Source organism: Pseudomonas sp. GW822-FHT02D10, assembly GCF_058802345.1.
The window spans coordinates 11,865-35,128 of sequence record NZ_JBXAOB010000018.1; the positions used below are offsets into that span (position 1 = coordinate 11,865).

The following is a 23,264-nucleotide window of genomic DNA, read 5'->3' on the forward strand; positions in this document are numbered from 1 at the left end:
TCACCATGGCACTGGCCAAACGCATCATTCCTTGTCTGGACGTGGATAACGGCCGGGTCGTCAAAGGTGTGAAGTTCGAGAACATCCGTGACGCCGGCGACCCGGTGGAAATCGCCCGTCGCTACGACGAGCAAGGTGCCGACGAGATTACCTTTCTCGACATCACTGCCAGCGTCGATGGCCGCGATACCACGCTGCATACCGTCGAGCGCATGGCCAGCCAGGTGTTCATCCCGCTGACCGTCGGTGGTGGCGTGCGTACCGTGCAAGACATCCGCAACTTGCTCAATGCCGGTGCGGACAAGGTCTCGATCAACACCGCTGCGGTGTTCAACCCTGAGTTCGTCGGCGAAGCGGCGCAGCATTTCGGCTCGCAATGCATCGTTGTCGCCATCGATGCCAAGAAGGTTTCACTGCCGGGCGAAACCCCGCGTTGGGAGATCTTCACCCACGGCGGTCGCAAACCTACCGGGCTGGATGCGGTGGAGTGGGCGAAGAAGATGGAAGGTCTGGGGGCCGGCGAAATCCTGCTGACCAGCATGGACCAGGACGGCATGAAAAACGGCTTCGACCTGGGTGTCACCCGGGCCATTAGCGATGCATTGGGGATTCCGGTGATCGCCTCTGGCGGTGTCGGCAATTTGCAGCATCTGGCTGACGGTATTATCGAAGGCCACGCCAGCGCGGTGCTGGCGGCGAGTATTTTCCACTTCGGCGAATACACCGTGCCGGAAGCCAAGGCTTACATGGCGCATCGCGGTATCTGCGTCCGATAAAGGCCAGTGGACAGCATGGCGGGCTCAGGGCAAGCTTGGGCACGCCATGGATTCCGGTAGACCGTCATGTTCAAGCGTCGTCTTCTCGTACTCGCCAGCACCTCGTTATTACTGGCTGGCGCTGTGGGTGCTGCAGAAAAAACCGACCCCGATCTGGTGCTGCTGACGGAAAACTTCCCGCCTTACAACATGGCGAAGAATGGCAAGAATTTCGCTCAAGAAGACAACATCAACGGGATCGCCGTGGACATCGTCCGCGAGATGTTCAAGCGTGCCGAAATCACCTACAGCCTGACGCTGCGTTTCCCTTGGGAGCGAATCTACAAACTCGCCCTGGAAAAACCCGGTTACGGCGTGTTCGTCATGGCGCGACTGCCGGATCGGGAAAAACTCTTCAAATGGGTCGGCCCCATCGGCCCGGATGACTGGATCATGCTGGCCAAGGCTGACAGCAAGATCACCCTGGAGTCGTTGCAGCAGGCGCGCAAATACAAGATCGGCGCCTACAAAGGTGATGCGATTGCCGAGACACTGGCCAAACAGGGGCTCAAGCCCATCGTGGTGCTGCGCGATCAGGACAACGCGAAGAAACTGGTCAACGGCCAGATCGACCTTTGGGCGACGGGTGATCCTGCCGGCCGTTACCTCGCTCGGCAGGATGGTGTGACTGGCCTCAAGACCGTGCTGCGTTTCAACAGTGCTCAGTTGTACCTGGCGCTGAACAAAGACGTGTCCGACGAAATCGTCGCCAAGCTTCAGGCCGCGCTGGATCAGTTGCGCAAGGAAGGCGTGGTGGACGACATCATGGCGCGGTATCTCTAAAGGCCGGCACTGGATCCTGTGACATACACAAAAAAATGTGGGAGCGAGCTTGCTCGCGATAGCGGTCCGATAGTCAACAAAAGCGTTGACTGTGATGGCCTCATCGCGAGCAAGCTCGCTCCCACATTATATTTATGGTGTTTTGCGGTCAGCGGTACACCCCATCCTTCCCGTGCCCAACCATCGCCTTGTTGCTGCGAATGCTGATCATCAACTTGATATCGATCCACTCAATGCCCTGAGCCTTGAGCTTGGGCAGCTCGTGCTCCAGTACCGCCAGGGTTTGCGGGTAAGGGTGACCGATCATCACTGCCGAACCCTGTTTGCGTGCCAGGCTAATCGCCGTCTGTAGCTGAGTGAAGATCGCCGCCTCGGTGCGCTCATCATCGAGAAACACATCCCGCGAGACGCTGGCCAGACCAATCTTTTGCGCCTCGGCAGCGGCGACTGTCTGAGCGCTGGTACGGCTGTCGACGAAAAACTTGTGTCGACGCTGCAACTCGCCCATCAACCAGGCCATGGCCGGTTGCTGGGCGGTCATGCGGCTGCCCATGTGGTTGTTGATGCCGCTGGTATAGGGCACGGCCTTGAACGCCGCATCCAGGCGCTTTTGCAGTTCTTCGATGGGAAGCTCGGGATGCCAGGCGAACGGGCCGGTGGCCGGGTCCATGGGCATGTGCAGCATGACGATCTTGCCGGCGCGGTGGGCCTCGCGGGCAAATTCGGCGGCGTGGGGAGTATCGGGCATGATTGCCGTGGTCACCGGCCCGGGCAGCGCCAGCACGCGGCGGTCGCGTGGCAGGTTTTGTCCCAGGTCATCGATGATCAGGCTCAGGTAAGCCTTGTGTGAGGGTGCTGCCGTCTCGGCGGACGCCGCGTGAGCAGCGCCCGTCAGACAGCACAGCAGACTGAGGATCAACCGCAAGCGCATCTCAGTGGCCGCGGGTAATGCTCAGACCTTTGAGCAGGCTCAGGGCCTGGGCCAACTGGTAGTCGTCGTCCTGTGGCATCGGTTTGGCTTTGCCACTGGACTTGGTTGGCTTGTCGGCGCCGCCGTTGCCATTGCCCAGGTGACCTTGAAGGTCGGCTTCCTTGAAGTATTCGCCGTCTTGCTCGTTGGTGATCTTGGCCTTGCGCACTTCGATGTCCGGCACGATGCCCTGGGCCTGGATCGAGCGCCCGTTCGGCGTGAAGTACAGCGCGGTGGTGATTTTCAGTGCGCGGTCGTTGTTCAGTGGCAGCACGGTTTGCACCGAGCCTTTACCGAAACTGGTGGTGCCCATGACCACTGCGCGTTTTTGATCCTGCAGGGCGCCGGCGACAATTTCCGAAGCCGAGGCGCTGCCGCCGTTGATCAGCACGACCATTGGCACCGCTTCGCTTTGGTCCTTGCCGGTGGCAGAGAAGCGCAGTTCGGAGTTGGCGATACGGCCCTTGGTGTAAACGATCAGGCCTTTGGTGATGAAGTGATCGACCACTTCTACCGCCGCTTGCAGCACGCCGCCAGGGTTGTTACGCAGATCAAGCACGATGCCGCTGAGCTTCTTGCCGTTGTCCTTGCGCAACTTGGCCAGGGCCTTGGAGACCTCTTCGCCGGTCTTGACCTGGAACTGGGTGATGCGGATATAAGCGTAGCCCGAATCCAGCAACTGGCTCTTCACGCTCTTGACCTGGATGGTCGCGCGGGTCAGCGTCACGTCGAACGGTGCGCCGCCATCGCGCACCAGCGTCAGGGTAATCTTCTCGCCGATCTTGCCGCGCATCTTGTCCACGGCTTCGGTCATGCTCTGGCCGCGGGTTGGCTGGCCGTTGATCTTGACGATGAAGTCGCCGGCCTGGATGCCGGCCTTGGAGGCTGGCGTGTCATCGATCGGCGAAACGACTTTGATGAAACCGTCTTCGGCACCGACTTCGATGCCCAGGCCGCCGAACTCGCCGCTGGTGCTTTCCTGCAACTCGGCAAAGTCTTCCGGCCCCAGGTAGGCGGAGTGTGGGTCGAGGTTGCTGAGCATGCCCTTGATGGCATTTTCCAGCAGGGTCTTGTCGTCAACCGGTTCGACATAGGCTGCCTTGATCCGGTCCATGACCTCGGCAAAGGTGCGCAACTCTTCCAGCGGCAATGGCGCCTTGGTGGTCGCGGCCGGGGCCAGCGGGGCCGGTTCAGCGGCAAACGCCAACGGCGCGCCGATCACCAGCGCGATCGTCAGGGCCAGCGAATTGAGGCGGGACAAATGCAGCATGTCGAACGAACTCCTAATGTAGGTGACTCAACGCCTATCCTTGCGCGCGGCACCATTGTGCGGGATCACTCGGGTGACCCTGCTGACGAATAGCGAAATACAGCGCAGGTGTGTCCTGACCACCACTGTTACCGACAGTGGAGATGGACTCACCGGCCTTGACCACGTCACCGGCCGCTTTAAGCAGCGTCTGGTTGTGGCCGTACAAACTCAAAAAACCATTGCCATGGTCGAGGATCACCAGCAAACCGGCGCCACGCAACCAGTCGGCGAACACCACGCGACCGCCGTGTACAGCATGTACCTGGCTGCCAGCGGAAGCGCTGATCATCACGCCGTCCCATTTGGTTCGAGCATCGTCACCACGGGTTTCACCAAAACGCGCAAGCAATCGACCATCAACCGGCCACGGAAGTTTTCCGCGGGCTGAAGCAAAGGGACCGCCGAAGGACTCGCCTGCACTTGAAACCAGTGCGCCGGGTATCGATTTGGCGGGTTTGCGTGGGGCGTCAGTGGCTTCAGCCTGGGCCTGAGCCTCACGTAAACGCTTTTTTTCGGCTTCCTGCTGGGCGATCAGCGCTTTTTGTCGCGCTTCTTCCGCCTCACGTGCCTGGCGGGCCAGGGTTTCTTCGATGGTTTTGAGTACTTTAGACAGGTCGGCCTGATCCTGCTCGCGGGCTTGCAGCTTCTGGTCGCGGGCTTTCACGTCGTCGTTGAGCTTGGCCAGGACTTGCTGACGCTCCTTGCGGACGTTGTCGAGTTCGTCGCGCTGGCTGTCGAGGCTGCTTTTCTGTACCAGCAACTGGGCTTGTTGCAGGGCGATGTCCTGCTCGACGTTGGCTAGCTGGCGCAGGGTTTCGTTGAAGTTCTTTAACTGCTCCAGGCGTGCCTGGCTCAGGTAGTCGTAATAGGTGAGGGTGCGGGCGAATTTTTCCGGGTTCTGCTGGTTGAGCAGCAGCTTGAGGTACTCCTGACGGCCGTTCTGATAGGCCGCGCGGGCCTGAATGGCGATCAGTCGTTGCTGTTCAATGCGCGCGCTCTGGAGTTTTTTTTTCTCACCATCGAGCCGCTGTATCTCGGATTCGCTTTTCTTCAGCTCTTTTTGCAGTGCATCGACCTGCTTCTCGAGCTTGCCCATCTCGGTCTCGGTGCCTTTGAGCTCCTTTTGTACACCGGACTTTTCTTCCTGCAACTTGCCCAGCAGCTTTTTCAGCTCGGCAATATCCTGACGCGTGGCGTCCAACTGTTGTTGGGTTTGCGCGCGCTCGTCGGCAAACGCCGGATGGAGCAGGCAGGTCAGGGCAAGGGCAATCAGGGCGCGGAGCATAGAGGCGGGCGACACCAGGGGAAAAAAGACAGCCTAGTATGCCCGGCCAAGGCTGCAAAAAAAACGTCCATTTCGGGCTGTGTGATAACTGGAGTGGCGCCAGCAGTCAGAACACTGCAAAACCATTGTGGGAGCGAGCTTGCTCGCGATGGCGTCAGCACATTCAACCTGGATGTTGACTGTCAGATTGCCATCGCGAGCAAGCTCGCTCCCACAGGGTTTAGCTGGGTCGGAACGATCAAACCAGGATCGATGTACCCGTCATTTCCGCAGGCTTCTCCAGCCCCAGCAGCTTGAGCATGGTCGGTGCCACGTCTGCCAGTACACCGCCTTCACGAACCTTGAGGTCGCGTTTACCGAAGTAGATGAACGGTACGGGTTCAGTGGTGTGGGCGGTGTGCGCCTGACCGGTGGATTCGTCGGACATTTGCTCGACGTTGCCATGGTCGGCAGTGATCAGTGCTTCGCCACCGACTTTTTCCAGTGCGCCAACGATGCGGCCGACGCACAGGTCCAGGCACTCAACGGCTTTCACCGCGGCATCGAACACGCCGCTGTGGCCGACCATGTCGCCGTTGGCGTAGTTGACCACGATCACGTCATAGCGCTGGTTTTCGATAGCGTCGACGATCTTGTCGGTGACTTGCGGTGCGCTCATTTCTGGCTGCAGGTCGTACGTTGCAACATGCGGCGACGGGATCAGGATGCGTTCTTCGCCCGGGAACGGTTCTTCGCGACCACCGGAGAAGAAAAAGGTCACGTGGGCGTATTTTTCGGTTTCGGCGATGCGCAGTTGGGTTTTGCCGTTTTTCGCCAAATAGTCGCCCAGCACGTTTTCCAGGCTGCCCGGCGCAAAGGCCGACGGTGCAGGAATGCTGCCCGCATATTGGGTCAGCATGACAAAACCGGCCAGTTTCGGCTGGCGAGCGCGCTCGAAGTCCTTGAAGTCGTCTTCAACGAATACCCGAGTCAGCTCGCGGGCTCGGTCGGCGCGGAAATTCATGAACACCACGGCGTCGCCGTCTTCGACTTTGACTGGCTCGCCAATGGTGGTGGCTTTGACGAATTCGTCGCTCTCGCCACGCTCGTAAGCCGCTTGCAGGCCTTGCTGGGCGGTGGCGGCGTTGAATTCGCCGTTACCGTCGACGATCAGGTTGTAAGCCTGGGACACGCGATCCCAGCGGTTATCGCGGTCCATGGCGAAGTAGCGGCCAATGATGCTGGCGATCCGGCCTTTGCCCAGCGTCTTGAAGGCTTCATCCAGCAATTCAATCGACGACTGTGCGCTTTTTGGCGGCGTGTCGCGGCCGTCGAGGAAGGCGTGCAGGTAGATCTTCTCGGCGCCGCGCTTGAAGGCCAGTTCGGCCATGGCGATCAGGTGATCCTGGTGGCTGTGCACGCCGCCTTCGGACAGCAGGCCCATGAAGTGCACGGCTTTACCGGCAGCAACGGCTTTATCTACCGCGGCGCAGATCGTCGGGTTCTCGAAGAACTCGCCATCGCGGATCGCTTTGGTCACGCGGGTGAAGTCTTGATACACCACGCGGCCGGCGCCGAGGTTCATGTGGCCGACTTCCGAGTTGCCCATTTGCCCGTCCGGCAGGCCGACGTCCATGCCCGAGCCCGAGATCAGGCCGTTCGGTACGGTGGCGTACAAACGGTCGAGGACCGGCTTTTTGGCCGCGAACACGGCGTTGGATTCCTGGCTTTCACTGTGACCGAAGCCGTCGAGAATAATCAGGACCAAAGGTTTAGGCGTGGTAGTCATGGATTCCACTCTGGCTTAAGTTAAAGGGGCGATGGAAAAAGGGAGTGGCAGTTTAAAGCGAAGTTCCGACCGCGTCACCGCCGGACGGGGTTTGGCCCACCATAGTGGCTGTGTATACTGGCCGACATTTTAACGCCCTGGAACCTCCTTGATGGTTGCTCACCTGATTGAATTTGCCACTAACCACTATCTGCTCGTCGGTATCTTCGTCGTATTGCTGGCGTTGTTGATCGCCCGCGAGATGAGCCGCGGCGGCCGCAGCCTCAGCACCGCTGAGCTGACCGCACTGGTCAACAAGGACGAGGGCGTAGTCGTCGATATCCGTACCACCAAGGATTTCGCCGCCGGTCACATCGTTGGCGCGCTGAACATTCCGCAGGACAAACTGACCGCTCGCGTTGGCGAACTGGAAAAGCACAAGGCCAAGACCATCATCCTGGTCGATGCCCTGGGCCAGCACTCCGGCACTCACGCTCGCGAGCTGCTGAAGTCCGGCTTTACTGCAGCCAAGCTGTCCGGCGGGATCTCCAGCTGGAAAGCCGACAATTTGCCGCTGGTGAAGTGATATGAAAAACGTCGTCGTCTATTCCAGCGATTACTGCCCCTACTGCTCGCGAGCCAAGTACCTGCTCGAGAACAAGGGCGTAGCCTTCGAAGAGATCAAGGTCGATGGCAAGCCGCAGGTGCGTGCCGAAATGGCCCAGAAGGCCGGGCGTACGTCCGTGCCGCAGATCTGGATCGGCAGCACCCACGTCGGTGGTTGTGATGATTTGTTTGCCCTGGACCGCGCCGGCAAGCTCGACGCGCTGCTCACGGCCTGACTAAACCCTTAAGATCAGCAAACCCTACAAGACCCCAAGATCAGAAAGGATCTGAGATGACTGACGAACAGAACACTGCTGCGAACGAAGAAGAAACTGCACCGCAATTCTCCTTGCAGCGCATTTACGTGCGTGACCTGTCCTTCGAAGCCCCGAAAAGCCCGGCGATCTTCCGCCAGCAGTGGGAGCCGAGCGTTGGTCTGGATCTGAACACCCGCCAGAAAGCACTGGAAAGTGACTTCCACGAAGTCGTGCTGACCCTGTCGGTGACCGTGAAGAACGGCGACGAAGTGGCGTTCATCGCTGAAGTTCAGCAGGCCGGTATCTTCCTGATCAAGAACCTCGACGAAGCCTCGATGAGCCACACCCTCGGTGCGTTCTGCCCGAACATCCTGTTCCCGTACGCTCGTGAAGCGTTGGACAGCCTGGTGACCCGCGGTTCGTTCCCGGCCCTGATGCTGGCTCCGGTGAACTTCGACGCCCTGTATGCGCAAGAAGTGCAACGCATGCAGCAAGACGGCGTACAGACCGTTCAGTAAGCGTTCGATGCAGCAACGAAAAAAGCGCCTTCAACGGCGCTTTTTTCATGGGGCTGGAAACCTACCCCCGTAGGAGCTGCCGAAGGCTGCGATCTTTTCGTTTTTCAAGATCAAAAGATCGCAGCCTTCGGCAGCTCCTACGTCGGGTGTCGGTATTGTCGGACTACTTGAAGCCGAGCTGGCGCCAGCCTTCGTACACGGCCACCGCCACGGTGTTGGACAGGTTCAGGCTGCGGCAGCCTTCGCGCATCGGCAGGCGCAGGCGCTGTTCGGCGGGCAAGGCGTCCAGCACCTCGGCTGGCAGGCCACGGCTTTCCGGACCGAACAGGAAGGCATCACCCTCGGCAAAGCTGGCGTCGTGGAACGGCCGCGAGCCCTTGGTGGTGAAGGCGAACAACCGCGGATGACCAAGGCTTTCCAGACAGCTGGCAAGGTCGGCATGGCGCTGCAGAGTGGCATACTCATGATAGTCGAGGCCCGCCCGGCGCAGGCGCTTGTCGTCCATCTCGAAACCCAGCGGCTCGATCAAATGCAGGTGGCAGCCACTGTTGGCGCACAGCCTGATAACGTTGCCGGTATTCGGCGGAATTTCTGGTTGAAAAAGGATGACGTGAAACATGCACGGCTCCGAAGGTAAAGATGGGCGGCATTCTACGCCTGAAGTGGACCCGCGACCGAAGCTATTCCCTCGGGTGATGGCCTCATTGGCGATCGTCGGTGTCATGGTCGGGATGATGATCGGTCGATTGACCACGCCCGACCCCACCGAGTTGCAGCAGATTGAGGTCGAACCGGATGGTTTGGTGGTGTGGTTCAACAACGAACCCAAGACTCACGGTGAATTCATCGACGGCAGTGTCGCGTTGCTGTTCGAGGCCGAAGGCAAGGCGCAGAAGGGCCAGTTGAAGCTCAACGACAAAGACGTGAACTGGCGGGTGCGTTTGAGTGATAAGGGGTTGTTGCTGACGCTGGTGGCGGCCCGGCCCCTGAGGGGTGAGTGGGCCGGCAGCGAGGTCAATGACCGCTGGCGGTTGGAGATCCATCTCCACGAGCAATAAAAGAGGGAATTCCCGGCCTGCCTGTACCAGGGTTCCCAAAACGGGAGGGGGTTGCGCGTTGCGTCGCAAGCCCCGGTGTAAAGAGGGAATCCCCGGCCTGCCTGTACCAGGGACCCCAAAACGGGAAGGGGTTCGTCGCGGTCTGCGTGATGAACCCCGGATGTAAAGAGGGGAATCCCCGGCCTGCCTGTACCAAGGTCCCCGAAACTGGGTAGTGATTGGACTATTGCAGGGGGCGTGCCAGGTTTTAATAAGTTGAAACGAAAAGCCCGCGTGCAGCGCTGAAAGCCCCGTGATTCGGGGCTTTTGTGTTTCTGTGGTTTGAGTTTTATTGCGGTTGCTGGCGGGATTTCGGGTCAATTGCCGTGCGCGATTGCGGGTCACGGTGCATTGGCGCGGTGCATGCTGACCCTAAAAGCATCGTCGGATCGCCGTCCGGAGCAAGCTCGCTCCCACAAGGGTTCAATGGTGTTCACACGATAGTGAAACACTGAAAATCCACTGTGGGAGCGAGCTTGCTCGCGATTGGATCTGGAGATCAGTGAAGAGCTAAAGGCTGCTTAACCCTCTTCCCCTTCATCATCATCCCCGCCATCGACCTTCATCCCCAATTCCTTGATCTTGCGGGTCAAGGTGTTGCGGCCCCAGCCCAGCAGCACGGCGGCGTCGCGGCGGCGGCCGGCAGTGTGCTTGAGGGCGGTTTCGATCATGATCCGCTCGAAGCTCGGCACCGCGCTGTCGAGCAGGCTCGACTGACCGCGCGCCAGTGCCTGGTCGGCCCACTGGCGCAGCGCTTGCTCCCAGTTGGTCACTGGTGCGGAGTCTTGCGGCAGGCTCAGTAGCTCTGGCGGCAGGTCGCTGATGTGCACTTCGCGACCCGAAGCCATCACCGTGATCCAGCGGCAGGTGTTTTCCAGCTGACGCACGTTGCCTGGCCACGGCAGGTTCTTCAGGTATTCCTCGGTTTCGCTTTTCAGCAGCTTCGGCTCCACCGCCAGTTCTTGCGCGGCGCGGGCGAGGAAGTGCTTGGCCAGGGTCGGAATGTCTTCGCGACGGTCCGACAGGCGCGGAATGTGGATGCGGATCACGTTCAGACGGTGGAACAGGTCTTCACGGAATTTCCCGGCGTGCACCAGGGTTTCCAGGTTCTGGTGAGTCGCGGCGATGATTCGCACATCGACCTTGACCGGCACATGACCGCCGACGCGATAAAACTCGCCATCGGCCAATACCCGCAGCAAGCGTGTTTGAGTGTCGGCCGGCATGTCGCCGATTTCATCGAGGAACAGTGTGCCGCCGTCAGCCTGTTCAAACCGTCCGCGCCGCAGGTTGGCCGCGCCGGTGAACGCGCCTTTCTCATGACCGAACAGCTCGGACTCCATCAGGTCCTTGGGGATCGCCGCCATGTTCAGCGCGATGAACGGCGAGGCCGCTCGCGGGCTGTGGCGGTGCAGGGCGTGGGCTACCAGTTCTTTACCGGTACCCGATTCGCCGTTGATCAGCACGGTGATGTTGGAGTGGCTCAAGCGGCCGATGGCGCGAAACACTTCTTGCATCGCCGGCGCTTCACCGATGATTTCCGGGGTGCGGGTCAGGGTGGGTGCGACCTCCAGACCTTGCTGTTCCTGGGCGTGCTGGTTGGCGCGTTTGACCAGCGATACCGCTTCATCGACGTCGAATGGCTTGGGCAGATACTCGAACGCGCCGCCCTGATAGGACGCGACAGCGCTGTCCAGATCGGAGTGCGCGGTCATGATGATGACTGGCAGCCGAGGGTGTTGCTCGCGAATCCGTGCCAGCAGGTCCAGACCGCTGGTGCCGGGCATGCGGATGTCGGAGATGATCACGTCCGGCTGCTGGCGCGCCAGGCGGCTCATCACGCCATCGGCGCTGTCGAAGCTTTGTGTGGTCATGCCTTCCTGTTGCAAGGCTTTTTCCAGGACCCAACGGATAGAACGGTCGTCATCGACGATCCACACGGTTTCACTACGGCTCATGTCGATGTGGCTCCTTGTTCCAGTGGCAGAAAGATCGAGAACGTGGTGTGGCCTGGATGGCTGTCACATTCGATCAGGCCCTGGTGCTGGCTGATGATGTTCTGGGTAATGGCCAGGCCGAGCCCGGTACCGTCCGGGCGGCCGCTGACCATGGGGAAGAAGATGGTTTCTTGCAGGTCCGCAGGAATCCCCGGGCCGTTGTCGATGATTTCGAGTTTGGTCACCAGGCGATGGCGCACGTGGCCGATGGTGAACTGGCGCATGGCGCGCGAACGCAACGTGATGCGGCCCAGGCGCAGTTCGTTCTGGCTGCTGATGGCCTGCATCGCGTTGCGCACGATGTTCAGCACCGCCTGAATCATCTGTTCGCGGTCGATCAATACATCGGGAATGCTTGGGTCGTAATCGCGCACCAAAGTGATGCAGCCTTGGCTTTCGGCTTCCACCAGATGACAGACGCGCTCCAGCACTTCGTGGACGTTGCACAGGACAAGCGACGGCAGCTTGTTCGAGCCGAGCATGCGATCGACAAGGTTACGCAGGCGATCCGCTTCCTCGATGATGACGTTGGTGTAGTCCTTGAGGCTTTCTTCCGGCAGCTCGCGGGCCAGCAACTGAGCGGCGCCGCGAATCCCGCCGAGCGGGTTCTTGATTTCGTGAGCGAGGCCGCGCACCAGCATCTTGCTGGTTTCCTGCTTGGACAGCTGCGCTTCTTCTTTGGTGATGCGCAGCAAGCGGTCGCGTGGGTGCACTTCGAGCAGCAGCATCGTGTTGCCATTGCTCAGGATCGGCGTCACCGCGTAGTCGACGGTCAGGGTCTGGCCGGTCAGGGCGGTGAGCATCGCTTCGCGCTTGGTGAACGGGTGCGCTTGCTCGACGGCCTGGCGCAAGGAGTTCAGGGCTTCGGTCGACTCGGTAAACAGCTCGCTGATGAATTGCCCATGGCTGCGCTGGCCGCTGATGGCCAGGAGCATTTCCGCCGCGGGATTCATGTACTCAAGGCGCAGATCGGCGTCGAGCAGAATGGTGGCGGTGGTCAGGTTGTCGAGTAGCAAGCGGTGCAGTGCGTCACTGATGGTCATTAGGACCTCTTTTGGAGCGGGGCAACTCAGGGCCGATCCCGGATTGCGCGCGCGGGTAAAGCGCTGATGCGGAGGAAAATGCAAAAACCAAACCAAGGCTCCGAAAAGAAGCGTTCAGGCCCTGAAACAGGCGTTTAACGCTCGATTGCACGGCGTTCTGCCAGCGTTCGCGGGTACTTTCGAACCAAAATGGGTTGGAATATGGGTAGGGTGCAGTACATTGCACCAATATAGTGCGCAAACCTGAACGGCGTTTAGAAGAAAGAAAAAATCCCGACTTTTTCTTCTTCAGGCTTGTCCGCGAGTGGACATTCCGGGCGTTGGCCGAAATCGGTCAGGGTGCAGGGTTTGACCTGACGCTTCTGCGCCAGAGAGATACGCAGCATGTGGAAGGGTTGATTAGCTGTGCGTTCGACGATCCGCCCGTGTTCGTCGAGGATTTCCACCGCCAGTTGATGGGTGCCGCGATCAATATTGCTTAAGGCGAACACCGGGCTCGGGCCAGGATCGGCGGTCGGTTGGCCGTCCAGTAACAACCGGTAGTGATGACCGCGTTGCAGGGTGGGTTCGTTGGTGACACTGACAATCAGCTCGCCTGCGCTGCTGCGCACCGAAGCGTCCGGCTCCGGTACGAGCACGCGAAGCATGTCGTAGCGAAACAATGGTTTTTCCTCAGGTTTCTTTGTGGCTGCTTGCGGTGCAGCGTCGGTGGGATTGGCCGGCATGCGATTGCCCGATACCAGCGGCACGCGCTTGGTGTTGCCGGCGCGCGGCTGGTCGGTGAACACCCGATTGCCCTGAGCATCGACGTAGGTGTAGACCTCGGCCAGCGCCGGCAGAGCGAACAGCCACAGGCACGTGGCGAACATCCAGCGCTTCACGGGGTGTGAACCCGCTGCACGGTGAAGGTAACCGTGGGGCTCTGCTGCACGAGGCTCTCTCCGGCGAGCACCTGCACCGCGAGACTGTGTTCGCCGCGATCGATGTTCACCAGTTGCAGGCGCGGCACGTTGCTTGGCTGGCCATAAGGTTGACCGTCCAGCAGCAATCGAAACAGATGCGGCCCTTGCAGGCGCGGCTGAATTTGCACGCCGACGGTGAAGGTGCCGTTGTTGGCGCGCAGGGCTCCATCGCTGGGCAGGCCGGTCAGTTCCAGTACCGAATAGGCAGAGATTTTGTCCGCTGGCGGGGCCGGTTGTTCGGGCGCTATCGGCGGTTGGTGTTCGACACTGTTGAGTGGCGGCAACTCGACGGCCTGGTTCTTCACGTCATCGGGCGGCTGATTGCTGTAGGCGGTATTGCCGCTGGCGTCGGTGTACCGGTAGATCTGCGCGGTGGCGGGCAGGGTGATCAGCAACAAGATAAACAGAAAACCACGACCCATAAAAACGACCGATAAATAAAAGCGTTGGGTTGCAGCATAGGTCAGGGTTACGTGTTGGCCCAATTCACTAACACCCTGACACGAAAGAGCGATCAATCTCGCGTAGGAGCTGCCGCAGGCTGCGATCTTTTGATCTTCAGAGGCGATAAAACCGCAAAGATCGCAGGCTTCGCCAGCTCCTACGGATGGGCGCTGCACAACTCTGCGGTAGCGCGTATCAGCGCAAGCTCACGCAGCGGCACTTGGGCCGCGGCTTTATTGGCCTTGGCCAGCCATAACGGGCAGTGTGGGTCGTTACGATACGGGGTGAAGTCGGCCAGTTGTTGCAACAGGCGTTTTTGTAACAGGTCGAGTTGCGGGCGGATCAGGCCATCGAGATCAGGGCGAGGGTCGTTGGGCGCTTTGCCTTGTGCGCGCCAGTCGGACAGGTGCGCGTACTGCACCAGTTTGTTGGCTTCGATCTGCGCCGAGAAGAACTGCTCGACGGCTTCATTGTTCAATTTATAGTCGGGTGCCTCGGCGATGGCGCCGGCAATGACTTCCCGTTCCCGTTGGCGATCCTCGACAGGCTTGCCGCTGTCCCACTTGCTCAGTGCGACCTTGTCGGCAATCGCCAGGCGTTCCTGGATGGTGCTGAGCAGCGGGGCGAGGGCGGCCGGTGCCGGGGCTGGGGCCGGGGCGGCAGCGCAGGCGGTGTTGGCGAGCAGGGCGGTGAACAGTGCAAGGCTCAGGCGTAGGCGCATGGGGTGTCTCGTCTTCATTCCGTGGAGGGGCATGATGTCTATAACAGTAGGCCCGATGACAAGTGTTCGCCCACAAAAAAGGCCTCCCGAAGGAGGCCTTTTCACGTTACGCCGCGTGCCGCGGCGTTACTGGATCAGCAGCTGTAGTACAGCTCGTATTCCAGTGGGTGTACGAAGGTGCGTACTTTGATTTCTTCTTCGCTTTTCAGGGCGATGTAAGCGTCGATGAAGTCGTCGCTGAAAACGCCGCCTTTGGTCAGGAACGCACGACCTTTGTCCAGCTCTTCCAGGGCTTCTTTCAGGCTGCCGCACACTTGTGGGATCTCTTTCGCCTCTTCAGGCGGCAGGTCGTACAGGTTTTTGTCAGCGGCGTCGCCAGGGTGGATCTTGTTCTGGATGCCGTCCAGGCCAGCCATCAACAGTGCAGCGAAGCCCAGGTACGGGTTGGCTGCTGGATCCGGGAAGCGTGCTTCGATACGGCGAGCGCGAGGGCTCGACACGTAAGGAATACGGATCGAAGCGGAACGGTTGCGAGCCGAGTAGGCCAGCATGACTGGAGCTTCGAAGCCTGGGACCAGACGCTTGTAGGAGTTGGTCGACGGGTTGGTGAAGCCGTTCAGGGCCTTACCGTGCTTGATGATGCCGCCGATGAAGTACAGGGCGGTGTCGGACAGGCCGGCATAACCTTCGCCAGCGAAGGTGTTCTTGCCATCTTTGGCGATGGACAGGTGAACGTGCATCCCCGAACCGTTGTCGCCGTACAGTGGCTTAGGCATGAAGGTCGCGGTGCGGCCGTAAGCATCAGCCACGTTGTGCACGCAGTACTTCAGGGTCTGAACTTCGTCAGCCTTGGCGACCAGTGTGTTGAACTTCACACCGATTTCGTTTTGGCCGGCAGTCGCCACTTCGTGGTGGTGAACTTCGATGACCAGGCCCATTTCTTCCATGGCGTTGCACATGGAGGTACGGATTTCGTGGTCGTGGTCGAACGGCGGAACCGGGAAGTAGCCGCCTTTGACGCCTGGACGGTGGCCTTTGTTGCCGCCTTCCACGTCCTGGTCGGACATCCACGAGCCTTGTTCGGAGTAGATCTTGAACATCGAACCGGAGATGTCGGACTTGAACTTCACTTCGTCGAAGATGAAGAACTCAGGCTCTGGACCGACGAAAACGGTGTCGCCGATACCGGTGGACTTCAGGTATTCCTCGGCGCGCTTGGCGATGGCACGTGGGTCACGGTCATAACCTTGCATGGTCGAAGGCTCGATCACGTCGCAAACCAGGATCAGGGTCGGCTCTTCGGTGAACGGGTCGAGGACGGCAGTGGTGTCGTCCGGCATCAGGATCATGTCGGAAGCTTCGATGCCTTTCCAGCCAGCGATGGAGGAGCCGTCGAACATTTTGCCTTCTTCGAAGAAGGCTTCATCCAGCGCATCACGGGCCGGCATGGTCACGTGGTGCTGAGTGCCTTTGGTATCAGTGAAGCGCAGATCAATCCACTTGACGTCATGATCTTTGATGAGTTGAACCGACTTCGACATAGTGTCCTCCGGGTGGCTTCGGGCGGGTAGTGGAGTGCCCTTAGAATGTGGGTGATGCCGGCGCGAATACTCTGCCATGGCAACCTGCCTCACAAGGGAGCAAATTGCATGCCAGTGCCCTGACTTGGGTTTTCTGCCCCAATATCACGCTTATAAAGGTGCAAAGCGCCTTAGAGCGGGAAATCTCGCCCCTTAATGTAGCGCTCAATTCCACAAATGACCCGTTTTGGTGCGCTGAAAACCTTCTGCACATTAACTGGTTAAACCTTGAGCAATTTCCGCTATAATCCGCGCCCCCCTTTTTCGGCTGGCCCTGCGCGCGCTGTTTTCATGAAACTAATCGTAAAAGTCTTCCCCGAGATCACCATCAAGAGCCGCCCGGTACGGATGCGTTTCATCCGTCAATTGGCCAAAAACATCCGTGCCGTGCTCCGCGATCTGGACCCGGCCGTGGTGGTGAACGGCGTGTGGGACAACCTCGAGCTGGAAACGCACGTCACTGACCCCAAAGCCTTGAAGGACATGACCGAGCGCCTGAGCTGCATGCCGGGCATCGCGCACTTCCTGCAGGTTGACGAGTACCCGTTGGGCGACTTCGACGACATAGTCGCCAAGTGCAAGCAGCACTTCGGTGAGTCGCTGGCCGGGAAGATTTTTTCGGTGCGCTGCAAGCGTGCCGGCAAGCACGAATTCAGCTCGATGGATGTCGAGAAATACGTCGGCAGCCAGCTGCGCCGTCAGTGCGGCGCCGCCGGAATCTCGCTGAAAACACCTGCAATCGAAGTTCGCATCGAAATTCGCGACAAACGGTTGTTCGTGATCCACAGCCAGCACAACAGCATCGGCGGTTACCCGCTGGGCGCGCTGGAACAGACCCTGGTGCTGATGTCCGGCGGTTTCGATTCTACCGTCGCGGCTTACCAGATCATGCGCCGCGGGCTGATGGCGCACTTCTGCTTCTTCAATCTCGGCGGGCGTGCCCACGAATTGGGCGTGATGGAAGTCGCGCACTTCATCTGGAAGAAGTACGGCAGCTCCCAACGCGTGTTATTTGTCAGTGTGCCGTTCGAGGAAGTGCTGGGAGAAATTCTCGGCAAAGTCGATAACAGTCATATGGGCGTAGTATTGAAGCGTATGATGTTGCGCGCTGCGTCGCGGATCGCTGATCGGCTGGACATCGAAGCGCTGGTCACCGGCGAGGCGATTTCCCAGGTTTCCAGCCAGACGCTGCCGAACCTGTCCGTGATCGACTGCGTGACCGACAAGCTGGTATTGCGCCCGCTGATCGCCAGTCACAAGCAGGACATCATCGACCTGGCAAACGAAATCGGCACCGCCGATTTCGCCAAGCACATGCCAGAGTACTGCGGGGTCATTTCGGTGAACCCCAAGACCCACGCCAAGCGTCCGCGTGTGGAGCATGAAGAGAAAGAATTCGATATGGCAGTGCTCGAGCGTGCGCTCGAGAACGCCAAACTGGTGCCGATCGATCGGGTGATCGACGAATTGGGCCAGGATGTGCAGGTTGAAGAAGTCAGTGAAGCGCTGGCTGGTCAGATCATCATCGATATCCGTCACCCGGATGCCGCCGAAGACGACCCGCTCGAGCTTGCTGGCATCGAGGTACAAGCGATGCCGTTTTATGCTCTGAACGCTCGTTTCAAGGAACTGGACCCTACTCGCCAGTACCTGCTGTATTGCGACAAAGGCGTGATGAGTCGCCTGCATGCTCACCATTTGCTCAGTGAGGGGCATGCCAATGTGCGCGTTTATCGACCGAGCTAAGAGCCCGGGGCTGTTTGCCTGTGGCCTGCGTCACCGGCCCCCCGACGCCGCCGTCAAGCTGTAACGGCAAGGCCTGACTCTACTGTAAATCGCTGCCAAGACTTGTCAGCACACCGAATCCTCTGATCGAGATACACAAGTGATCGAAAATCTACGCAACATCGCCATCATTGCTCACGTTGACCATGGTAAGACCACCCTGGTAGACAAACTCTTGCGTCAATCCGGCACCCTGGAGCGCAACGAGCTCAACGACGAGCGCGTGATGGACTCCAACGACCAGGAGAAAGAGCGCGGTATTACCATTCTGGCGAAAAACACCGCCATCAACTGGAACGGCTTCCACATCAACATCGTGGACACCCCGGGCCACGCCGACTTCGGCGGCGAAGTTGAACGTGTAATGTCGATGGTTGACTCCGTTCTGCTGCTGGTTGACGCCCAAGACGGCCCTATGCCGCAAACCCGTTTCGTGACCAAGAAGGCGTTCGAAGCCGGCCTGCGTCCAATCGTGGTAATCAACAAGGTTGACCGTCCAGGCGCGCGTCCGGACTGGGTTCTGGACCAGATCTTCGACCTGTTCGATAACCTCGGTGCTACCGAAGAACAGCTGGACTTCAAAGTCGTCTACGCCTCGGCCCTGAACGGTATTGCCGGTCTGGAACACACCGACATGGCTGAAGACATGACCCCGCTGTACCAGTCGATCGTCGACAACGTACCTGCGCCGAAAGTCGACCGTGACGGCCCGTTCCAGATGCAAATCTCCGCTCTGGACTACAACAGCTTCCTGGGTGTTATCGGTGTTGGCCGTATCGCTCGTGGTCGCATCAAGCCGAACACTCCGGTTGTGGCTATCGACGCCGACGGCAAGAAGCGTAACGGTCGTATCCTGAAGCTGATGGGTCACCACGGTCTGCACCGCATCGACGTTGAAGAAGCAGCTGCCGGCGACATCGTCTGCATCAGCGGCTTCGACCAGCTGTTCATCTCCGACACTCTGTGCGACCCACTGAACGTCGAAGCGATGAAGCCGCTGACCGTTGACGAACCAACCGTTTCCATGACCTTCCAGGTAAACGACTCGCCTTTCTGCGGTAAAGAAGGCAAGTTCGTGACCAGCCGTAACATCAAGGAACGTCTGGACAAAGAGCTGCTGTACAACGTTGCACTGCGCGTTGAAGAAGGCGACTCGGCTGACAAGTTCAAGGTTTCCGGCCGTGGTGAGCTGCACCTCTCGGTACTGATCGAAACCATGCGTCGCGAAGGCTTCGAAATGGGTGTTGGTCGTCCAGAAGTGATTATCCGTATGGTTGACGGCGTCAAGCACGAACCGTACGAAAACGTGACCATCGACCTGCCGGAAGAGTCCCAGGGCTCGATCATGGAACAGATCGGTATCCGTAAAGGCGACCTGACCAACATGGTTCCGGATGGCAAGGGCCGTGTGCGCCTTGAGTACAACATCCCGGCTCGTGGCTTGATCGGTTTCCGTAACGAGTTCCTGACCCTGACCTCCGGTGCAGGCATCCTGACCTCGATCTTCGACCGTTACGACGTGATGAAGTCCGGCGACATGTCCGGCCGTCAGAACGGCGTGCTGGTGTCGGTGGCTACCGGTAAGGCTCTGACTTACTCGCTGGAAACCCTGCAAGCTCGCGGCAAACTGTTCCTGGGTCACGGTGAAGACGTGTACGAAGGTCAAATCGTCGGCATCAACAGCCGCGACAACGACCTGGGCGTCAACCCAACCAAAGGCAAGAAGCTCGACAACATGCGTGCTTCGGGTAAAGACGAAACCATCGCACTGGTTCCGCCTATCCGCTTCACCCTGGAGCAGGCTCTGGAGTTCGTACAAGAAGACGAACTGTGTGAAGTCACTCCTAAGTCCATCCGTCTTCGCAAGAAGATCCTGGGCGAAAGCGAGCGTACCCGCGCTGCCAAGAAGTCCGGTAACTAAGTCATTTAGTTAGCTGACAAAAAAACGCCCCCGACCGCAAGGTCGGGGGCGTTTTTGTATGTCTGGAGTTTGGTGTTGCCTGGGCTGACGCCATCGCGAGCAAGCTCGCTCCCACAGTTGATCTCCATTGGCCGAAGATTTTGAATTCAGTACAAAACCCTGTGGGAGCGAGCTTGCTCGCAATAGGGCCCTGTCAGGCAGCGAGATTCTTGATTAAAACTTGTCCAGTGTCCGCGGATTGCTCTCGCGCACGACTTCTTTAGGCTTGTACGCGCAATACCCAGGCCGTGGGCCGATTTTCGGGTGATTACGGCAAGTATCCGGGCGCTTTTCATAAATAGTGCACAGACGGCTCTTACGATCCAGATACAGGCAATCGTTGTTGCTCATGCGCTGGAGGGTGAAGATCTCGGACTTCTGATTGTAGCGCTCGACGATCCCTTCCTTTTGCAGGCGCTTGGCGATGTTTTTTGGTGGTTCGCCGAGTTCGAATTCGTCGACGATGCCGATGCGGATCAGATCCTTGATCTTCACCTCGACCGGCAGCGTGCAGCAGCTGGACACGCACGAGCCGCACATCGGGGCAGAGTACTTGGCCCAGGTATCGAGACGGTCGATCTCCGCGGCGGCGATCAGGTTCGGCTTCATCATGTGGAATTACCAGCGTGCATCAGGGCGCGCGATCATACCGGGACTGGTGATTTTTTGAACGACCATTTGCCGGTTTTTTATGGCTACGCTGATTTTTTCGAACGATCGGCATGGCTTCTGCATCTTTTCAACCTGTAACGGCAAGGACCGAGGCTTGATTCAGGCTATTGCAAAAATCGCCGAACCAGTGCATTTGTCTCGTGTCAGACCGACTAGGCTCAGTCAATTCCATGCTCGCCCGAGGTCCTATCGATGACTCAAGAACCGCTTGTTCGCGAAGCTGAGGTGGCCGCATTTCGCGACGCCGTATTGACCAAACTTACCTATGCAGTGGGCAAGGACCCGGATCACGCCTTTGACCATGACTGGTTTGAAGCCATTGCCCTGGCGGCACGTGATCACATGGTCGAACACTGGATGGACCACACCCGGCAGATCTACCGCAAAGGCCAGAAACGCGTTTACTACCTCTCGCTGGAATTCCTCATCGGTCGCCTGCTCTACGACAGCCTGAGCAATCTCGGCCTGCTCGACGTGGCCCGCGAAGCGTTGACCGAGTTGGGCGTAGATCTTGAACGCATCCGTTTGCTGGAGCCGGACGCCGCGCTGGGCAACGGTGGCCTCGGGCGCCTGGCGGCGTGTTTCATGGAAAGCATGTCGACGCTAGGCATTGCTGGCCATGGCTACGGTATTCGTTATGAGCACGGCTTGTTCCGCCAGGCGATTGTCGATGGCTGGCAGCAGGAGCAGACCGAGCACTGGCTGGATTTCGGCAACCCCTGGGAGTTCGAGCGGCCGGAAGTGATCTACCCGATCGGCTTCGGCGGTAGCGTCGAGACCGTGGTCGATTCCAGCGGCAAGTCCAAACAGGTCTGGTCGCCTTCGGAAACCGTGCGGGCGGTGGCCTATGACACGCCGGTGGTCGGCTGGCGGGGCGCTAGCGTCAACACCTTGCGCCTGTGGCGCGCGCGGGCGATGGAAGATTTGCACCTGGAGCGTTTCAACGCCGGTGACCACTTGGGCGCGGTGGCTGAAGTGGCCCGGGCTGAAAGCATCTCCCGCGTGCTCTATCCGGCCGACAGCACCGAGGCCGGTCAGGAACTGCGGCTGCGCCAGGAATATTTCTTCGTCGCCGCGTCCTTGCAGGACCTGCTGCGCCGTCACCGCAATATGCACACCTCGGTGCTGACCCTGGGCGATCACGCGGCGATCCAGCTCAACGACACTCACCCCTCGATCGCCGTGGCCGAGTTGATGCGTCAACTGGTCGATGTGTACGACGTGGCGTGGGACGCGGCCTGGCAGATCACGGTCGATACGCTTTCCTACACCAACCACACACTATTGCCGGAAGCGCTGGAAACCTGGCCGGTGGGCCTGATGGAGCGGATGTTGCCGCGGCACATGCAGATCATTTACCTGATCAACGCCCAGCACATCGATTCGCTGCGGGCCAAAGGCATCCACGACTTCGACGTGCTGCGCGCGGTGTCGCTGATCGAGGAAGACAACGGTCGCCGGGTGCGCATGGGTAATCTGGCGTTTCTGGGTTCCCACAGTGTTAACGGGGTGTCCGGCCTGCACACTCAACTGATGCGCAGCACGGTGTTTTCCGAGCTGCACAAGCTGTACCCGGAGCGAATCAACAACAAGACCAACGGCATTACCTTCCGCCGCTGGCTCTATCAGGCCAACCCGGAACTGACCTCGATGATGGTCGATGCGCTGGGCCCGGACTTGTTGGATAACCCGGAACAGAAACTGATCGGCCTGGAGCCGTTTGCCGAGAAAGCGGCGTTCCGCAACAAGTTCGCCGAGCAGCGCCTGCACAGTAAAAAGGCTTTGGCCTATCTGATTCATGAACGGTTGGGGATCGCGGTCAACCCGGCGGCGATGTTCGACGTGCAGGTCAAACGGATTCACGAGTACAAACGCCAGTTGCTCAACCTGATGCACACCGTAGCGCTGTATCAGGCGATCCGCGCCGAGCCGGAAGTCGATTGGGTGCCGCGGGTGAAAATCTTCGCCGGCAAGGCGGCGGCCAGTTATCACCAGGCCAAGCTGATCATCAAACTGACTAACGACATCGCTCGAGTGGTCAACAACGACCCGACGGTGCGTGGTTTGCTGAAAGTGGTGTTTTTGCCTAACTACAACGTCAGCCTGGCGGAGAGCATCATTCCGGCAGCCGACCTGTCGGAGCAGATTTCTACGGCCGGTTTTGAGGCTTCCGGTACCAGCAACATGAAGTTCGGCCTCAACGGCGCGCTGACCATCGGCACCCTGGACGGTGCCAACGTGGAAATGAGTGAGCGCATTGGCGTCGAACACATGTTCATCTTCGGTCTGACTGCGCAGCAGGTTGAGGCGCGCAAGCAGAATCACGAGTTCCACGCCGCGCCGGACATCGCCGCCTCCCGTCGACTGGGGGATGTGCTGCAAGCGATTCGTGGCGGGGTGTTCTCGCCCGATGAACCGTCGCGTTATACCGGGTTGATCGATTCGTTGATCGAATATGACCGCTTCCTGGTCTGCGCCGACTTCGATGCCTACTGGAATGCCCAGGCGCGGGTTGAAGAGCACTGGCACGACTCGAAGGAATGGTGGCGCTCGGCGGTGCTCAACAGTGCGCGCATGGGCTGGTTCTCATCCGACCGGACCATTCGCGAGTACGCCACGGATATCTGGAAAGCGCTGGAGTAATATTTTGTAAATTATTCGTTGGCCTGACAAGATCGCAGCCTTCGGCAGCTCCTACGGTTCGTGTTCA

21 protein-coding genes are annotated in these 23,264 nt (G+C 59.2%); 9 read left to right on the top strand and 12 right to left on the bottom strand.

Annotation, left to right across the window (positions count from 1 at the left end; all coding sequences use genetic code 11):
• Positions 1-5 precede the first annotated feature (5 nt).
• The gene (gene hisF / locus AC1RPZ_RS23170) at positions 6-776 is read left to right on the top strand and encodes an imidazole glycerol phosphate synthase subunit HisF (protein ID WP_493139730.1); all 771 of its coding nucleotides are present in this window, start codon (positions 6-8) and stop codon (positions 774-776) included.
• Positions 777-842: 66 nt separating this feature from the next.
• Positions 843-1,598 (top strand): substrate-binding periplasmic protein, encoded by a 756-nt coding sequence (locus AC1RPZ_RS23175; protein WP_493139732.1) that lies wholly within the window; start codon positions 843-845, stop codon positions 1,596-1,598.
• A 148-nt stretch (positions 1,599-1,746) separates the two neighbouring features.
• Here the strand turns inward: AC1RPZ_RS23175 and AC1RPZ_RS23180 are convergent, their stop codons facing one another.
• From AC1RPZ_RS23180 to gpmI, 4 genes are all read right to left on the bottom strand, one after another.
• Positions 1,747-2,529, bottom strand: a complete 783-nt coding sequence (locus AC1RPZ_RS23180) for a divergent polysaccharide deacetylase family protein (RefSeq protein ID WP_493139733.1) — start codon at positions 2,527-2,529, stop codon at positions 1,747-1,749.
• Position 2,530: 1 nt separating this feature from the next.
• The gene (locus tag AC1RPZ_RS23185) at positions 2,531-3,838 is read right to left on the bottom strand and encodes a S41 family peptidase (RefSeq protein ID WP_493139735.1); all 1,308 of its coding nucleotides are present in this window, start codon (positions 3,836-3,838) and stop codon (positions 2,531-2,533) included.
• A 34-nt stretch (positions 3,839-3,872) separates the two neighbouring features.
• Complete coding sequence (locus tag AC1RPZ_RS23190) at positions 3,873-5,165, bottom strand: murein hydrolase activator EnvC family protein (RefSeq protein WP_493139736.1); 1,293 nt, start codon at positions 5,163-5,165, stop codon at positions 3,873-3,875.
• A gap of 238 nt (positions 5,166-5,403) precedes the next feature.
• Positions 5,404-6,933, bottom strand: a complete 1,530-nt coding sequence (gpmI, locus tag AC1RPZ_RS23195; protein WP_493139738.1) for a 2,3-bisphosphoglycerate-independent phosphoglycerate mutase — start codon at positions 6,931-6,933, stop codon at positions 5,404-5,406.
• A 151-nt stretch (positions 6,934-7,084) separates the two neighbouring features.
• On the opposite strand from gpmI, the gene AC1RPZ_RS23200 reads away from it, so the two are divergent.
• From AC1RPZ_RS23200 to secB, 3 genes are read left to right on the top strand one after another with little or no spacing between them, the layout of a single operon-like run.
• On the top strand, positions 7,085-7,498 hold the full coding sequence (locus AC1RPZ_RS23200) for a rhodanese-like domain-containing protein (RefSeq protein ID WP_123424005.1): 414 nt from the start codon (positions 7,085-7,087) through the stop codon (positions 7,496-7,498).
• Between the two features lies 1 nt (position 7,499).
• Positions 7,500-7,754: a glutaredoxin 3 gene (gene grxC, locus AC1RPZ_RS23205; protein ID WP_019691307.1), complete on the top strand. Its 255-nt coding sequence runs from the start codon at positions 7,500-7,502 to the stop codon at positions 7,752-7,754.
• Positions 7,755-7,810: 56 nt separating this feature from the next.
• Entirely contained in the window at positions 7,811-8,293 is a 483-nt protein-coding gene (gene secB, locus AC1RPZ_RS23210) for a protein-export chaperone SecB (protein ID WP_493139739.1), read from the top strand.
• A 163-nt stretch (positions 8,294-8,456) separates the two neighbouring features.
• On the opposite strand, the gene AC1RPZ_RS23215 is transcribed toward secB, so the two are convergent.
• Entirely contained in the window at positions 8,457-8,912 is a 456-nt protein-coding gene (locus tag AC1RPZ_RS23215; protein WP_019691309.1) for a tRNA (cytidine(34)-2'-O)-methyltransferase, read from the bottom strand.
• On the opposite strand from AC1RPZ_RS23215, the gene AC1RPZ_RS23220 reads away from it, so the two are divergent.
• On the top strand, positions 8,911-9,351 hold the full coding sequence (locus AC1RPZ_RS23220; RefSeq protein WP_493139741.1) for a hypothetical protein: 441 nt from the start codon (positions 8,911-8,913) through the stop codon (positions 9,349-9,351). The two genes, AC1RPZ_RS23215 and AC1RPZ_RS23220, sit on opposite strands and share 2 nt — an antisense overlap.
• A gap of 560 nt (positions 9,352-9,911) precedes the next feature.
• Here AC1RPZ_RS23220 and ntrC read toward each other — a convergent pair.
• From ntrC to glnA, 6 genes are all read right to left on the bottom strand, one after another.
• Positions 9,912-11,348 carry a nitrogen regulation protein NR(I) gene (gene ntrC / locus AC1RPZ_RS23225; RefSeq protein WP_493139742.1) on the bottom strand — a complete coding sequence of 479 codons (1,437 nt, stop codon included), beginning with the start codon at positions 11,346-11,348 and terminating at the stop codon, positions 9,912-9,914.
• A complete protein-coding gene (gene glnL, locus AC1RPZ_RS23230) occupies positions 11,345-12,430 on the bottom strand; it encodes a nitrogen regulation protein NR(II) (protein WP_493139744.1) in 1,086 nt (361 codons plus the stop codon). The genes ntrC and glnL overlap by 4 nt, the downstream gene beginning before the upstream one ends.
• Before the next feature lie 254 nt (positions 12,431-12,684).
• Positions 12,685-13,299, bottom strand: coding sequence for a DUF4124 domain-containing protein (locus AC1RPZ_RS23235; RefSeq protein WP_493139839.1), 615 nt, complete (start codon positions 13,297-13,299; stop codon positions 12,685-12,687).
• An 8-nt stretch (positions 13,300-13,307) separates the two neighbouring features.
• Entirely contained in the window at positions 13,308-13,814 is a 507-nt protein-coding gene (locus AC1RPZ_RS23240) for a DUF4124 domain-containing protein (protein WP_493139745.1), read from the bottom strand.
• Positions 13,815-13,993: 179 nt separating this feature from the next.
• Positions 13,994-14,557 (bottom strand): chorismate mutase, encoded by a 564-nt coding sequence (locus AC1RPZ_RS23245; protein ID WP_493139746.1) that lies wholly within the window; start codon positions 14,555-14,557, stop codon positions 13,994-13,996.
• 134 nt (positions 14,558-14,691) lie between these two features.
• Entirely contained in the window at positions 14,692-16,098 is a 1,407-nt protein-coding gene (gene glnA / locus AC1RPZ_RS23250) for a glutamate--ammonia ligase (RefSeq protein ID WP_019691316.1), read from the bottom strand.
• A 330-nt stretch (positions 16,099-16,428) separates the two neighbouring features.
• Here glnA and thiI point away from each other — a divergent pair, with 330 nt between their 5' ends.
• Entirely contained in the window at positions 16,429-17,883 is a 1,455-nt protein-coding gene (gene thiI / locus AC1RPZ_RS23255; protein WP_493139747.1) for a tRNA uracil 4-sulfurtransferase ThiI, read from the top strand.
• A 139-nt stretch (positions 17,884-18,022) separates the two neighbouring features.
• Positions 18,023-19,843 (top strand): translational GTPase TypA, encoded by a 1,821-nt coding sequence (gene typA / locus AC1RPZ_RS23260; protein WP_150712542.1) that lies wholly within the window; start codon positions 18,023-18,025, stop codon positions 19,841-19,843.
• A 213-nt stretch (positions 19,844-20,056) separates the two neighbouring features.
• On the opposite strand, the gene AC1RPZ_RS23265 is transcribed toward typA, so the two are convergent.
• Positions 20,057-20,494 carry a YkgJ family cysteine cluster protein gene (locus tag AC1RPZ_RS23265; protein ID WP_123423993.1) on the bottom strand — a complete coding sequence of 146 codons (438 nt, stop codon included), beginning with the start codon at positions 20,492-20,494 and terminating at the stop codon, positions 20,057-20,059.
• A 252-nt stretch (positions 20,495-20,746) separates the two neighbouring features.
• On the opposite strand from AC1RPZ_RS23265, the gene AC1RPZ_RS23270 reads away from it, so the two are divergent.
• Positions 20,747-23,197: a glycogen/starch/alpha-glucan phosphorylase gene (locus tag AC1RPZ_RS23270; RefSeq protein ID WP_493139749.1), complete on the top strand. Its 2,451-nt coding sequence runs from the start codon at positions 20,747-20,749 to the stop codon at positions 23,195-23,197.
• Positions 23,198-23,264 lie beyond the last annotated feature (67 nt).